Consider the following 13,925-nt stretch of genomic DNA (forward strand, 5'->3'; position numbering starts at 1 on the left):
CGAGGATAGCGGGCTAATCCGGCAGTCGGAACAGCGCCTCCACCGGCTTTCCCAGCGCCCGGGCGAGCTTCAGGGCCAGCACGGTGGAGGGGATGAACACCCCGTTCTCCACCGTGTTGATCGTCTTGCGGGTGACGCCCACGCGCTCGGCGAGCTCGGCCTGGGTCAGGCCCGCCTCGGTGCGCAGTTCCCGAAGGCTGGAGATCAGCGCCGGCTCAGCCACGGAGCGCGCGGCGTTCGAGGGCGACGAAGGTAAGGCAGGGGACGACGACACCCAGAGTCAGCAGGAAATGCAGCAGGATGGGCGGCGTCACGGTCGTGAACATCGAGACGATATACAGCGCCGCGCACGCCAGCATCACCGTCCAGAAGCCGGCGGCGTAAGCTTGGCCGCGATGGGCGCGGGTCGACTCATCCGACAGCAGCTCGCGAACTGCTTTCGACCGGGCGAGACCGCCGCCGGTGGCCAGCAGGACCAGCAGGGCGAGGGCCCAGAAGACGTAGGCGCCGATCTGGACCTTATCGACGTTGCGCAGCGGGGCGCCGCCGCCGATGCGGTGAATCCAGAATGGGACCTCCTGCGACAGGTACAGGCAGGGGAACAGCGTCATCAGCACAAGGCGGCGCTTCTGCAGGCGCTCGGCGATCTCAGCGGGGGTCTTGGTCTCGGCCATGGCGGCGGTTCCTGGGTGCGTTGTCACCTATGGGTTACATGTCACCTATGCGTTACATGCTGTCAAGCCGTCGCCGAAACTTCGTCGCCGCGCCGTTGACGGGAGCAACCCGCGGGCCTAGCTGAGCGATGCTGCATCGCAGCAAGTCTCCGAAAGGTCGGCCGCATGGCCCTCGATTCTGCGCCCCCGCGGTCGCCTCATCTCGCTCTGGTTCTGGCGGCCCTGGCGCTCGGCGGCTTCACCATCGGCACGACCGAGTTCGCCTCGATGAGCCTGCTGCCCTATTTCGCCGCCGACCTGCGGGTCGACGAGCCGACGGCGGGTCACGCGATCAGCGCCTATGCGCTGGGGGTGGTGGTGGGCGCTCCGGTGCTGGCCGTGCTGGCCGCCAGGCTGCCGCGCCGGATCATCCTCGTGGTGCTGATGGTTCTGTTCGCCCTCGGCAACGGGCTCTCGGGCCTAGCCCCGAACTTCCATTCCCTGGTGCTGTTCCGCTTCATCGCCGGCTTCCCGCACGGGGCCTATTTCGGCGTCGCCGCCCTGGTGGCCGCCTCGCTCGTCCCCCAGAACCGCCGCGCCCAGGCAATGGCGATGGTCATGATGGGCCTGACCGTGGCGACGATCATCGGCGTGCCCTTCGCCACGGCCATCGGCCAGTGGGCGGGCTGGCGCTGGGGCTTCGCCATCGTCGCCATCCTGGCGCTGTCGACGGCGACCGCGGTCTACATCCTGGCGCCGCGCACACCGGCGGACGCCGACGCCCACCCGCTGCGCGAACTGAACGCGCTGCGCAATCGCAAGGTCTGGCTGACCCTGGCCATCGGGGCGATCGGCTTCGGCGGCCTGTTCGGCGTCTACACCTACCTCGCCTCTACCTTGCTCGAGGTGACCCACGCCGCGCCCGCCACCCTGCCGATGGCGCTGGCCGTCTTCGGCCTGGGCATGACCATCGGCACCCTGATCTGCGCGCGTCTGGCCGACTGGGCGCCGATGCCGGGCGCCGCCATCGTGCTGATCTGGAGCGCCGTCTGGCTGGCCGTCTATCCGTTCACGGTGCACAGCCTTTGGACCCTGCTGCCGACGATCTTCATGATCGGCTGCGGCGGCGGCCTCGGGGCCATGCTGCAGACCCGGCTGATGGATGTGGCCGGCGAGGCCCAGACCCTGGCGGCGGCGCTGAACCATTCGGCCTTCAACACGGCCAACGCCCTCGGCCCGTTCCTGGCGGGCCTGGCGATCTCGGCCGGCTACGGCTGGGCCTCGTCCGGCTGGGTCGGCTGCGGCCTGGCGCTCGCCGGCCTGGTGGTGTGGGGTCTGGCGGTGATCGACGACCGCGTCTCGCCGCTCGCGGTCGCCCGCTAGCTCGTCGGCGGCGCCTGCGGAATCCACTCCGGCCTTTCGGGGCGCGCCGGACGACCGTCGACGCTCAGCGCCGCGCCCTCGATGCGGTCCAGCCGAAGCAGCGCCATCGCCCGGCCTTCGACGCCCGAGAGCGCTTCGCCCGCGCGCATGTCCTTCTCGGTCAGCACCTCCGCGCCCGAGGCCGGCGGCGGGCCTTCGAAGGCGATGGGCAGCATGCGCGAGCGCACCTGGCCGCGACGCTTCATGCGGCTGGTGGTCTCCTGGCCGACGAAGCAGCCCTTCTTGAAGTCGATGCCGTTCAGGAGGTCGAAGTTCGCCTCGATGGGATAGGTCGTCTCGCCCGCCCAGTCGGCCGGACCGGGCACGCCGAGCGCCAGGCGGTGGGCGTCGTAGGCCGCCTCGTCGTCGGGGGCTTCGAGGTCGAGGCCGTAGGCCCGCAGGCCGAGCGCCGGAAGACGCGGGTCGGTGATCCAGCCGTCGCCCGCGACGCCGTCCCAGCGGGCGAAGACCCGGGCGTCGCTCTCGGTCAGACTCACCTTGGCGCGCAAGCGGTACATCATCAGCCGGCGCAGCAGGTCGAGGCGCTGAGACGCCTGCACGTCCAGCCAGCAGCCGTCGTCCCGCCCGAGGATGAAGAGATCGAACATCAGCCGCCCCTGCGGCGTCAGCAGGGCGCCGAAGCGCAACTCGCCCGGAGCCAGGGTCTCGACGTCCTGGGTCAGCAGTCCCTGCAGCAGGGATCGCCAATCCTCGCCGCTGACGGCGATGACGGCGCGGCTGGGCAGGGCGGTAAGCTGAGTCATTTCGGACACATGGCTCCCCTTGCGCTCGCACGCCAGGGCTTACCGGGCCATAATCGCTCGATGACTGCCCGGCCCTTCCCGATTCTGTTCATCACGGCGACGCGCATCGGCGACGCGGTGTTGTCTTCGGGGCTGATCCGCAAGCTGTCGGAAGAGATTCCCGGCGCCCGCTTCACCATCGTCGCCGGGCCCCTGGCCGCGCCGCTGTTCGCCCACGTTCCTCACCTCGACGCCGTGATCGTCATGGCCAAGGAGAAGGGCGGCGGCCATTGGTTCAAGCTGTGGAGCCGGGTGCGCCAGCGCTCCTGGGGCCTGGTGGTCGACCTGCGCGGCTCGGCGATCTCCAGCTTCCTGCGCCGCCAGCGCCGGGCGGTGAAGCGCAAGGCGACCGCGCAGGGCGCCCACAAGGTGGTCGAGGCGGCGGCGGTGCTGAAGCTGGACGAGACGCCGGCGCCCTTCCTGTTCACCAGCCCCGAGATCGAGGCCGAGGCCGACCGCCTGCTCGCTCCGGGCCTCGGCGGCGCCGGCCCGATCCTGGCCATGGGGCCGGCGGCCAACTGGGTCGGCAAGGTCTGGCCGATCGAACGCTTCGCTCAAGCCGCCAAGCGGTTGCTCGGCGACGGCGGCGCCATGGCGGGCGGACGGCTGCTGATTCTCGGCGGGCCGGATGACGTGCGGGCGGTCGACGAATTGCGCCGCGCCATTCCCAAGGATCGGGTGATCGATCTCACCGGCCAGGTCGATCTTCTGACCGCCTATGCCTGCCTGAAGCGCGCGCGGCTGTTCATCGGCAACGACAGCGGCCTGATGCATCTGGCCGCCGCCGCCGAGACGCCGACGCTCGGCCTGTTCGGCCCGTCCAACGAGCGGCTCTATGGCCCCTGGGGCGAAAAAGCCCGCGCCGTGCGCGGCCCGCGCGGCTTCGAACAGTTTCTAGAGGTGGACCCGGACCTGTCTCAGGCGATACGGCATATGAGCGACCTGCCGGTCGAGACGGTGACGGCCGAGGCCGTCGATCTGCTGCACGCCACGGAGCCCCACAATGGCTGAGACTTTCGACCTGATCGTGCGCGGCGGCGAGGTGGTGAACCACGCGGGGCGCGGAATCGCCGACATCGGCGTACGCGGCGGCAAGGTGGCGGCCATCGGCGATCTCTCGCAGGCTTCGGCGGGCGAGGTGTTCGACGCGACGGGGCTCACCGTGCTGCCGGGCGTGATCGACAGCCAGGTCCACTTCCGCGAGCCGGGCCTGGAATGGAAGGAAGACCTGCAGACCGGCGGCCGCTCCGCCGTGCTCGGCGGCGTCGTCGCCGTGTTCGAGATGCCGAACACCGAGCCGACCACCACCGACCCGGACGCCCTCGCCGACAAGCTGGCCCGCGCCAAGGGCCGCATGGACTGCGACCACGCCTTCTATGTCGGCGGCACCCACGAGAATGTGGCGATGCTGGGCGAACTGGAGCGCCTTCCGGGCTGCTGCGGCGTGAAGGTGTTCATGGGCGCTTCGACGGGCGCCCTGCTGATCGCCGACGACGCCGGGGTCGAGGCCGTGCTCCGCAACATCAAGCGCCGCGCCGCCTTCCACTCGGAGGACGAATACCGCCTGGCCGAACGCCGGCCGCTGGCTCGCACCGGCGACTGGACCAGCCATCCCGAGGTGCGCGACGCCGAGAGCGCCATCCGCTCCACCGAACGCCTCGTCCGCCTCGCCCAGGGCCTCGGCAAGCGCATCCACGTGCTGCACGTCACCACCAAGGAAGAGATCGCCTTTCTGGCCAAGCACAAGGATGTGGCCAGCGTCGAGGTGACCCCGCAGCACCTCACGCTCACCGCGCCGGAAGCCTATGAGCGGATGAAGGGCCTGGCCCAGATGAACCCGCCGATCCGCAGCGCCGACCACGTCGCCGGTCTCTGGGCCGGCATCGCCAGCGGCGTCGCCGACGTCATGGGCTCGGACCACGCCCCCCATACGCTGGAGGAGAAGGCGCGGCCCTATCCGGCTTCGCCGTCCGGCATGCCGGGGGTGCAGACCCTGGTGCCCGTGATGCTCACCCACGTGAACGCCGGCAAGCTGAGCCTCGAACGCTTCGTCGACCTGACCAGCGCGGGGCCGCAGCGCGTGTTCGGCCTCGCCGACAAGGGCCGCCTCGCCGAGGGCTTCGACGCGGATCTCACCGTCGTCGACATGAAGGCGAAGAGAACGATCAGACACGACCAGATGGCCACCCGTTCGGGCTGGACGCCGTTCGACGGTTTCGAGGCCAACGGCTGGCCGGTCGCCACCATCATCCGCGGTCGCGTCGTCATGCGCGACGACGAGGTGGTTGCTCCGGCGCTGGGGGAGCCGGTGCGTTTCCTCGAGACTCTCGCGGGCTGATTTCGAAATGTCGAAGGCGGCCTCGGCTGCTCGTCATCCCTCGAGGCCGCGATCGGCGCGGCCCCAAGCGGAGCATCGACCATGAAATACATCCTGCTGATCTACGAGAACGAAGCCAACTTCGTCGGCGGCAAGGACACGCCGTCCTATCGCGCCCTGGTGGCCAGCCACATGGCGCTGGCCGGGGAACTCGCCGGGCAAGGCGTGCTGCAGGCCGGCTCGGGCCTGGCCTTCACCAACGAAGCCAAGACCGTGCGCACCAGCCGCGGCAAGGAAATGCTGCATGACGGCCCGTTCGCGGAAACCCGGGAACAACTCGGCGGCTACTACGTGATCGAGGTGGCCGACTTGGACGCGGCCGTGGCCATCGCCCACCGCGTGCCGCTCGGCGCTGACGGGGCCATCGAGGTGCGCCCGCTCAGCGACTAGCTTTCGCGGCAAGGAAAAAGCCCGCCCGGATCGCTCCGGGCGGGCTCGTTCGTTTCAGTCCGGTCGGCTAGAGCCTTTTAGGGCCAGATGGAATCATCTGGCCCGTTGAAAAAGGCTCTACCTTCTAGTGTTTGGAGCGCGCCGGGCGGGTTAACCGCGCACACTTAACCCTGGCGCGCTCTAGGCAGATCAGCCCTTCTTCGGGTTGACGTTGGTGGCCAACTTGCAGCCGCCGCCGATGCCCTTGGCCTGACCGCAGCTGAGGGCTTCCTTCGGCTTCATGTCGGCCTTGTTGATGCCCATCACATAGCCGGCCATGCCGTCCGAGCAGGCCAGTTCGACGAAGCCTTCGTCGGCCGTCGCGCCGATCATGCGGGCTTCCGACACCTGGCAGGTGGTGTCCGGCTTCAGGCTCTTCAGGCTGGTCGAGAGCTTGGCGAACAGCGGGTCGTACTTGGTGAAGCTGCAGCGGAAACCGGCGACTTCCGATTCCACGCAGTCGTAGACCTTGGTCGAGGCGGCGTCGCGGCCGAACAGGGCGACGGCGCCGTCCGGACGGTTCGAGCAGGCCAGTTCCACGGTGTCGACGCCGGGGGCGCCTTGCAGGGTGCCGTACTTGGAGACGTCGCAGTTGTAGCCGGCGGCCTTGGCCAGGCGGGTGTAGAGGGCGTTCTGCTCGGTGGCCGCGGCGCGGCTGTCGGTCAGCTTGCAGCCGCCGCCGACGAAGTCGGCCTGGGCGCAGTCGATGGTGCGGGTCAGGCTGCCGTTCTTGGCCTCCTGCAGCACATAGCCCTTACCGTCGTTACAGGCGATTTCGTAGTAGTTATCGCCGGTGGGGGTGCTGAGCACGTAGCGGCGATCCTTGATCGCGCAGGCCTTGTCCGACTTGGCGGCCAGGGCGTCGATCACCTTCAGCTGGGCGGCGGCGTCGGTCAGGGTGCAGGCCAGGTTCGTGCCGGCCTCGTAAAACAGGCAGGGGTTGACCTCAACGGCGCCGGCGGTCGAAGCCGGGGAGGTGGTGGCGACGACAACGCCCTTGCCGTTCTCGCAGGCGGCTTCGAAATAGACGTTGGTCGTGGTGGCGCCGATGGCGCGGGCCTTGGTCGGCACGCAATCCGAGCCAGCCTTGGTCAGGAACGGCTGCAGAGCCTTCGACTGGTCTGCGTTTTCCGGCAACTTACAGGCGATCGATTGCGGCTTGCCGTCCGGGCCGAGGTTGGCGGCTTCGAGGCAGCTGAACACCTGCGGCTTCGGCGCGGCGCTGCTGGCGATGATTACGAAGCCCATGCCTTCGTTACAGGCGACTTCGTAGCCGTCGGTCTTCACCTTGGTCTTCGAGTCGGTGCTGCCGCCGATGTAGAGAGCGTTCTTGGGCGTGCAGCTGATGCCGGCGGTCGGGATCAGGGCCGGAACCTCGGCCATGCCCTTGGTGATCTGCTTCTGATCGAGCTTGGGCGCGCGGCCCTGCGAAACGGCCGCGGGGACGATCGCGGCGACGGCGAGAATGGCCGCCAGGCCGATCCCGATAGACCTTTTCATGAATATCTCCTGGGTATGTTCCCTCGCGGCGGAGCATAAGCGTCAGGCCGCTGTCGGGGTCAAGATGTGCACAGGCCTTGGCCGAACTGAGGCCAATGGCGAAGCTGGCTTTGCTCTCATTCCGTTGCTTGACGCGGCGGCGCCCGCGTTCGCTGCTAAAAACCTTTACACTTCTGGAGGTGACGATGACGAGCGAACCTGTACGCGCCGCCCTCGCCGACGGCGTGCTGACCCTCACCCTGGCGCGGGCGGAAAAGAAGAACGCCCTCACCGACGGCATGTACGGCGCCCTGGCCGACGCCCTCGTCGAGGCCGAGGCTGACCCGGCGATTCGCTGTGTGCTGTTCGAGGCCGAGGGCGACGCCTTCTGCGCCGGCAACGACATCGCCGACTTCGCCAGGATCGCGACGACGGGGGCGGCGGAAGACGCGAACGTCTTCCGCTTCCTCAAGGCCCTGGCCTATTCCACCAAGCCGCTGGTCGCCGCCGTCCAGGGCGCGGCCGTGGGCGTGGGGACTACCTTGCTGCTGCACTGCGATCTGGTCTTCGTCGCCGACGATGCGCGGTTGGCGACCCCGTTCGCCGACCTCGGCCTGGTGCCCGAGGCCGCCTCCAGCCTGCTGCTGCCGGCCCGCATCGGCCATGCCCGCGCCTTCTCGATGTTCGTTCTCGGAGAGCGGATCGACGGGCCGACCGCCGCCGCCTGGGGCCTGGCCAACGCCTGCCTCCCGCGCGCCGAGCTGGCCACGCGGGCTCGCACGGCGGCCCTGGAAGTCGCCGGACGGCCGCCGATGGCCCTGGCCCAGACCAAGGCCCTGATGCGCCAAGCCGAAACCGTCGCCGGGGTGATGGATCGCGAGGCGGTGCTGTTCGTCGAACGATTGCGGAGCGAGGAGGCGCGGGAAGCCTTCTCGGCCTTCGCGGCCCGCAAGCGCTGAGGAGAACGTCATGTCCCTGAAGAACAAGACCCTGTTCGTCACCGGCGCCTCGCGCGGCATCGGCCTGGCCATCGCCCTGCGCGCCGCGCGCGACGGGGCCAACGTCGTGGTCGCCGCCAAGACCGCCGAGCCGCATCCCAAGCTGCCTGGCACCATCCACACCGCCGCGGCCGAGATCGAAGCCGCCGGCGGCAAGGCCCTGCCCCTCGTGGTCGACGTGCGGGACGAGGCCAGCGTCGAGGCGGCCGTCGCCGCCGCCGTCGACGCCTTCGGCGGCGTCGACATCTGCGTTAACAACGCCTCGGCCATCCAGCTGACCGGCACGTTGCAGACCGAGATGAAGCGCTACGACCTGATGCACCAGGTGAACGGACGAGGGACCTTCCTCGTCTCCAAGGCCTGCCTGCCGCACCTTCTGAAAGCCGAGAACCCGCACGTGCTGGCCCTATCGCCGCCGCTCGACCTTTCGCCCCACTGGTTCGGTCCGCACGTCGCCTACACGGTCGCCAAGTACAACATGAGCCTGTTCATGCTGGGCATGGCGGCGGAGTTTCAGGGCCGGGTGGCGTTCAACGCCCTTTGGCCGCGCACCACCATCGCCACCTCGGCGGTGAAGTTCGCCCTCGGGGGCGATGCGATGATGAACGCCTCGCGCAGCCCGGACATCCTGGCCGACGCCGCCCACGCCATTTTCAAAAAGGACGCCAAGGCCTTCACCGGCCGCTTCCTGATCGACGACAGTTTCCTCTATGACGAGGGTGTGCGCGACTTCGAATCCTATCGCATGGTTCCCGGCTCGACCCTGATGCCCGATTTCTTCGTCCCCGCCGACAGCCAGCCGCCGCCGGGCGTGAAGCTGTGAGCGTTTCGATCCGGCCGGCGGTCCCCGCCGACGCCCCGACCATCCTCGTCTTCGTGCGCGAGTTGGCCGAGTACGAACAGATGCTGGATCAGGTCGAGGCCGGCGAGGCGGACTTCGCCGAAGCGCTGTTCGGCCGTACGCCGCGCGTCTTCGCGGAGATCGCCGAGGTCGATGGCGCGCCCGTCGGCTTCGCCCTGTGGTTCTATACCTTCTCGACCTTCAAAGGCCGCCACGGGATCTATCTCGAAGATCTCTATGTGCGCCCCCAAGCGCGCGGCGCGGGCGTCGGCAAGGCGTTGCTGCAGGGGCTGGCGCGCCGCTGCGTCGAGGAGCGGCTCGGTCGCCTGGAGTGGGCGGTGCTCGACTGGAACGCCCCGGCGATCGGCTTCTACGACAGCATCGGATCGGCGACCCTCGACGACTGGGTCGTGCGCCGCCTCACCGGCGAGGCGTTGGAGGCGATGGCCGCCGGCTGAAATGCGAAGGGCCGCCGCGTTCGACGCGACGGCCCTCGTCGTCCTCGATCCTTAAGCTCCTCAGCGGAAGAAGCGCGGTGCGGCGTCGTTGAGGTTGATCTGCCACAGATCCCAGGCGTGGATGCGGTCCGGCGCCTCCACGGTCACCGGCTTGAAGCCGTTCTCCTGGTAGAAGGGCACGCTGGCGCGCCAGCCGTTCAGGGCGAAGTCCTTGGTTCCGACGGCCATGTAGACCAGCTTCCAGGTCTTCTTGGCGGTTTCGAGCTTGGCCTTGTTGTCGCCTTGCAGGCTGGCCTTGGTGGCGTCGCTCAGGCCGGCCGACAGGATGCCGACGTAGCCGAACAGTTCGGGATGGCTGAACGCCAGGGTCGCGGTCTGACCGCCGCCCATCGACAGGCCCATCACCGCCGTGTTGGCCGGTCCGGTCTTCACGCGGTAGCGCGCGTTCACCAGCGGAATCACCTCGCCCACCACGTCGCGGGTGTAGTTGTCGGTCCCCAGCGCGGGCGTCGGGCCGCCCATGGTGAAGCCATTGCCGCCGGCCGGCGCCGTCTCGCCCGGCAGGGCCTCGATATGTCCGCTCGGCATGACCACGATCATCGGAACCGCCTTCTTCTCGGCGATCAGATTGTCGAGGATGTAGTGGGCGCGGCCGATGGTGGTCCAGGAATCGTCGTCGCCGCCGCCGCCGTGCAGCAGGTAGAGCACCGGATAGGTCTGGTTGCTCTTCTCGTAGCCGGGCGGAGTGTAGACGTGCAGCGAGCGGGTCATGCCGCCCAGGGTCTTGGACGTGTAGTCGAAGCGGCTGACGGCCCCGTGCGGCACGTCCTTCAGCGCCATGAAGGCGGTGTCGGCGCCCTTGATCTCGAACATCGCCTGGGCGCCCGTCTGGCCGAGCGAATAGTCGATGTTGGTCTGGTCCATCACCGTCACGCCGTCGACGTTGTACTGATAGCGATAGAGCATCGGCGGCAGCTTCGGGGTGGTGAACGACCACACGCCCTCGGCGTCCTTGGTCATGGCGCCCCCGTAAGCCGGATAGTCCTGGATCGCCACGGTGACGGCCTTGGCCTCCGGCGCGCGCAGCTTGAACTGCACGGTGTCGCCCGGCAGCAGGGTCACGCCCTTGGGCGGAGGCGGCGGGCGGTTGGCCGCGGCGCCGCCGGGCGGTCCGCCGGCCGGGGCGGGCGGCTGGGCCTGGGCCAGGCCGGCTGTCGAGATCAGGCTGCAGGCGAGGCCCGCCGTCAGAAGAATGCGCTTCATTGTCTCCCCCTCGTGTTCTGGTTCGGCTGCGCAAGGCGCAGGAGCCGTCACGCTAGGGCGAAAGGCAGTCTTTGAAAATGTTTCTCTACATAACAAATTGCGGCGCGTGAGGCGCGTCGCTCACGCCTTGGGCGCCTCGCAGACGAAGTTCTCGGCGCGGTTCGGATCGCCGCCGCGATAGCGGGCGACGGCGGGAAAGGCGCAGAGCGGTCGTTGGAAGCCGATCTTGCCGCTGGGGCCCGATCCCTCTTCGAAGCGGGTGGCGATCAGGGTGCCAGGCGCCTGGCCAGCCTCGACCCAGGCCTCGATGGCCTTGCCCATGTCATGCCGCGGATCGCTGACCGGCGGCGCTCCGCCGTTGGCGGTGGAGAAGGCGGTCGCGCCGGGGCCGCCCTGACAGTGGCCCATGCCGGGGACCATGTAGAGTCGGGTGAAATCCTGCGCCTGGGCGGCGCTGCGCGCCTGCACCGCCTCGTAGTACTGAACCACGTCCATCGGCGGCACGACCGGGTCCTGCCAGCCGGCGAACAGGATCAGCTTGCCGCCCCGGGCGCGGAAGCGGGAAAGGTCGGGGTCTGTCGCGTCGACCTTGGGGCTCATCAGCCGGCGCACGGCGTCGACGCCCGCGCCCCAGTCGAAATTCCACCAGTTCCAGTTGGCGTCGTTGAAGGCCCACCAGCGGAAGAAGTCGACGCGCTGTGGCTCGGCCGGGTTGGGTCCGTGCCAATAGGCCGCCCAGCCGGGGCGGGGCGAGGTCGCGGGGCCGGCGCCCTCGCTGCCGATCGGATAGCCGGCGATGATCGAGGCGCCCGTGCGGGCGTCGCGCGGACCTTGGTAGATCTTCTGGGCGGCGATCACCTGGGCGTCGGTCAGGCAGTCCGGCCGGTCGCCCGTCGCGCAGCGCAGCCGCTCGACCTTGAAGCCGCAGGCGCGCGGATCGTTGATGACCCCGTCGGTCACCCCGTCCTGCGGATCGCATTCGGCCACCGCCGCGCGGGTGATCAGCCGCAGCTTGTCGGCGGTCAGGATGGTGGCGGTGTCGTCGCCCGGCAGGTGGTTGGCCTGGAAGGTCCACAGGAAGCCGAGATTCAGGTTCACGCGATTGCCGCCGGGCGCGCCGGCGATGACGCCGTCGAAGTCGTCCGGGAAACGCTGCACGGCCGACAGCGCCTGGTGGCCGCCGGTCGAACACCCGCTGAAGTAGGAGTGGGCCGGCGCGGCGGCGAGATAGGCCTGAGCGATGGCCTTGGCGGCGACGACGGACTCGTGGACGGCGCGGCCGCCGCCCCAGTCCTCGATGGCCTCGGGGCGCTCGCGCCCGAAGGCGAGGTCGCCGCCCTGGTGGCCTGTGTCGGTGGCCACGGCCACGTCGCCCGCGCGGATGCGGGTCGCCATCAGGCCGTAGTCGATGTCCGAGGCGTAGCCGCCGTTGCCGATCATGTGCAGCCGTCGGCTCCAGGCCGCGCCCTCCGGCAGCCAGACCTCGAAGCCGATGCGCGAGCCCGGGCGCGGGGTCGAGACGCCGGTCACCCGGCAGAACGCCGGCAGGCCGGTCAAACGGCGGGGGGCGGTCCCTGGCCCCGGAGCCTCCAGAGCCCCGTCGCGCACCATGGCTGCCCGGGTGATCTGAACATGCGGCAGAGCTAGGCCGGCGACGCCTTCGCAGCTCGTCGCCGCGGCGGCGGGCCTGGCGAACAGGAGCGGCGCCGCGAACAGTGCGCCGAGGGTCAGCAAGCGTTTCATCCCGTCCCGCCTTCTTGTCGGCCGCCAAGCTGGACCGGCGAAAGGATGTCGGCAAGGGGATCAGGCCAGGCGGTCGGCCTTGCGCAGGGCGGGGAACATCCAGGCCCAGGCGCCGGTGACCACGATGGCGCCCACGCCCCCGAAGATCGCCGCGCCCACCGGGCCGAGGAACCGGGCGGCGACGCCGCTCTCGAACTCGCCGAGCTCGTTGGAAGCGCCGATGAACAGGCCGGAGACCGCCATCACCCGACCGCGCATCGGGTCCGGCGTCACCAGCTGCTCCAGCGTGCCGCGGACGAACACCGACAGCATGTCGGCCCCGCCCAGCACCGCCAGCGCCGCCACCGACAGCCAAAGCGACTTGGAAAGCCCGAAGGCGATGGTGGCCAGGCCGAACACCGCCACGCCCCCGAACATCCAGAAGCCCGCACGCCGCCGGATCGGCGACACGGCCATCAGGATCGCGACGCTGGTCGCCCCGATGGCGGGGGCCGCCCGCAGGACGCCGAAGCCTTGGGAGCCGACGTGCAGCACGTCGCGGGCGAACACCGGCAGCAGGGCGGTCGCCCCGCCCAACAGCACGGCGAACAGGTCGAGCGAGGTCGCGCCGAGCAGGATCTTGTTGGTCCAGACATACATCAGGCCCTCGCGGATCAGGGCGATGCGCGAGCCGCCCTGCGAGAAGGGCTTGGTGTTGGAGCGAATGCCCAGCAGCACGGTGATGCAGAACAGATAGAGCCCGGCCGACACCCCGAAGGCGAGGGCGGAAGAGACGGCGCACAACAGGCCGCCGATCGCGGGGCCGATGATCGCGGCGCTCTGCCAGGCCAGGGAGTTGAAGGCGATGGCGCGCGGCAAAATCTCGCGCGGCACCAGCATCGGCCCCAGGGCGCCGGAGGCCGGAGAATAGAAGGCCCGCGCGCCGCCGAACGCCAGGGCGATGGCGAAGATCGGCCACAGCTGCGGATGACCGCGCCAGGCCAGCCAGGCGAGCAGGCTGGCGCTGACCACCTCGACGCACAGCGCCGTGGTCATGATCTTCTTGCGGTCCAGGCGGTCGGCCGCCTCGCCGGCGTTGAGCGTCAGGGTCAGTAGGGCCAGGAACTGCGCCAGGCCGATCATCCCGACCATCAGCGCGCCCTGCGCCACCGAACCGGTCTGGCGGGCGATGACATACACCTGCCAGCCGATCGCCACCGACTGAATCTGCACCGCCGTCACCGCGAAGAACCGGTTCAGCCAGAAGCGCACGTAATCGGGATGCGCCAGCAGTTGGCGTATGGCGGAAGGCGAGGCGGGGGAGATCATGGGCGAGCGTCAGCATGCGCTGCGGCTTGCTGCGCCGCAACCGCGCGGCGGGGCGTTCGAATGCGAAATTGACCTGGCGAGCCGCTGACCCTATCTGCCGCGCTTCCGGAGGGTCTCATGCGACGCCAGCGACGAAAAACCCGCACACTTC

At 69.4% G+C, this 13,925-nt stretch carries 14 protein-coding genes; 7 read left to right on the forward strand and 7 right to left on the reverse strand.

What is annotated here, in order from left to right; translation table 11 throughout:
* Nucleotides 1-13: 13 nt before the first annotated feature.
* Together ACFLIT_RS15160 and ACFLIT_RS15165 are read right to left on the reverse strand one after the other, a co-directional pair.
* Nucleotides 14-223 carry a helix-turn-helix transcriptional regulator gene (locus ACFLIT_RS15160; RefSeq protein WP_479912088.1) on the reverse strand — a complete coding sequence of 70 codons (210 nt, stop codon included), beginning with the start codon at nucleotides 221-223 and terminating at the stop codon, nucleotides 14-16.
* Nucleotides 216-674: a hypothetical protein gene (locus ACFLIT_RS15165; RefSeq protein ID WP_479912089.1), complete on the reverse strand. Its 459-nt coding sequence runs from the start codon at nucleotides 672-674 to the stop codon at nucleotides 216-218. Before ACFLIT_RS15165 ends, ACFLIT_RS15160 begins: the two co-directional genes overlap by 8 nt.
* A gap of 165 nt (nucleotides 675-839) precedes the next feature.
* On the opposite strand from ACFLIT_RS15165, the gene ACFLIT_RS15170 reads away from it, so the two are divergent.
* Nucleotides 840-2,036, forward strand: coding sequence for an MFS transporter (locus ACFLIT_RS15170; RefSeq protein ID WP_479912090.1), 1,197 nt, complete (start codon nucleotides 840-842; stop codon nucleotides 2,034-2,036).
* Here ACFLIT_RS15170 and ygfZ read toward each other — a convergent pair.
* Nucleotides 2,033-2,839 carry a CAF17-like 4Fe-4S cluster assembly/insertion protein YgfZ gene (ygfZ, locus tag ACFLIT_RS15175; RefSeq protein WP_479912091.1) on the reverse strand — a complete coding sequence of 269 codons (807 nt, stop codon included), beginning with the start codon at nucleotides 2,837-2,839 and terminating at the stop codon, nucleotides 2,033-2,035. The genes ACFLIT_RS15170 and ygfZ overlap by 4 nt on opposite strands.
* A gap of 60 nt (nucleotides 2,840-2,899) precedes the next feature.
* Between ygfZ and ACFLIT_RS15180 the strand changes: the two genes are divergently transcribed.
* The 3 genes from ACFLIT_RS15180 to ACFLIT_RS15190 all read left to right on the forward strand — a co-directional run bounded on the left by ACFLIT_RS15180 (nucleotide 2,900) and on the right by ACFLIT_RS15190 (nucleotide 5,645).
* Nucleotides 2,900-3,889: a glycosyltransferase family 9 protein gene (locus ACFLIT_RS15180; protein ID WP_479912092.1), complete on the forward strand. Its 990-nt coding sequence runs from the start codon at nucleotides 2,900-2,902 to the stop codon at nucleotides 3,887-3,889.
* Nucleotides 3,882-5,216 (forward strand): dihydroorotase, encoded by a 1,335-nt coding sequence (locus ACFLIT_RS15185; protein WP_479912093.1) that lies wholly within the window; start codon nucleotides 3,882-3,884, stop codon nucleotides 5,214-5,216. Before ACFLIT_RS15180 ends, ACFLIT_RS15185 begins: the two co-directional genes overlap by 8 nt.
* A gap of 81 nt (nucleotides 5,217-5,297) precedes the next feature.
* Entirely contained in the window at nucleotides 5,298-5,645 is a 348-nt protein-coding gene (locus tag ACFLIT_RS15190; RefSeq protein WP_479912094.1) for a YciI family protein, read from the forward strand.
* A 189-nt stretch (nucleotides 5,646-5,834) separates the two neighbouring features.
* Here ACFLIT_RS15190 and ACFLIT_RS15195 read toward each other — a convergent pair whose 3' ends face one another.
* Nucleotides 5,835-7,184, reverse strand: a complete 1,350-nt coding sequence (locus tag ACFLIT_RS15195) for a hypothetical protein (RefSeq protein WP_479912095.1) — start codon at nucleotides 7,182-7,184, stop codon at nucleotides 5,835-5,837.
* A gap of 185 nt (nucleotides 7,185-7,369) precedes the next feature.
* Between ACFLIT_RS15195 and ACFLIT_RS15200 the strand changes: the two genes are divergently transcribed.
* From ACFLIT_RS15200 to ACFLIT_RS15210, 3 genes are read left to right on the forward strand one after another with little or no spacing between them, the layout of a single operon-like run.
* On the forward strand, nucleotides 7,370-8,122 hold the full coding sequence (locus tag ACFLIT_RS15200) for an enoyl-CoA hydratase-related protein (RefSeq protein WP_479912096.1): 753 nt from the start codon (nucleotides 7,370-7,372) through the stop codon (nucleotides 8,120-8,122).
* 10 nt (nucleotides 8,123-8,132) lie between these two features.
* Complete coding sequence (locus ACFLIT_RS15205; protein ID WP_479912097.1) at nucleotides 8,133-8,984, forward strand: SDR family oxidoreductase; 852 nt, start codon at nucleotides 8,133-8,135, stop codon at nucleotides 8,982-8,984.
* Nucleotides 8,981-9,460 (forward strand): N-acetyltransferase family protein, encoded by a 480-nt coding sequence (locus ACFLIT_RS15210; protein ID WP_479912098.1) that lies wholly within the window; start codon nucleotides 8,981-8,983, stop codon nucleotides 9,458-9,460. The genes ACFLIT_RS15205 and ACFLIT_RS15210 overlap by 4 nt, the downstream gene beginning before the upstream one ends.
* A 60-nt stretch (nucleotides 9,461-9,520) precedes the next feature.
* Here ACFLIT_RS15210 and ACFLIT_RS15215 read toward each other — a convergent pair whose 3' ends face one another.
* The 3 genes from ACFLIT_RS15215 to ACFLIT_RS15225 all read right to left on the reverse strand — a co-directional run bounded on the left by ACFLIT_RS15215 (nucleotide 9,521) and on the right by ACFLIT_RS15225 (nucleotide 13,774).
* Entirely contained in the window at nucleotides 9,521-10,723 is a 1,203-nt protein-coding gene (locus ACFLIT_RS15215) for an esterase (protein ID WP_479912099.1), read from the reverse strand.
* Nucleotides 10,724-10,843: 120 nt separating this feature from the next.
* Nucleotides 10,844-12,466: a tannase/feruloyl esterase family alpha/beta hydrolase gene (locus ACFLIT_RS15220; RefSeq protein ID WP_479912100.1), complete on the reverse strand. Its 1,623-nt coding sequence runs from the start codon at nucleotides 12,464-12,466 to the stop codon at nucleotides 10,844-10,846.
* 60 nt (nucleotides 12,467-12,526) lie between these two features.
* Entirely contained in the window at nucleotides 12,527-13,774 is a 1,248-nt protein-coding gene (locus ACFLIT_RS15225; protein ID WP_479912101.1) for an MFS transporter, read from the reverse strand.
* Nucleotides 13,775-13,925: the final 151 nt, after the last annotated feature.

The organism is Caulobacter sp. HJHS_5, from assembly GCF_056683955.1.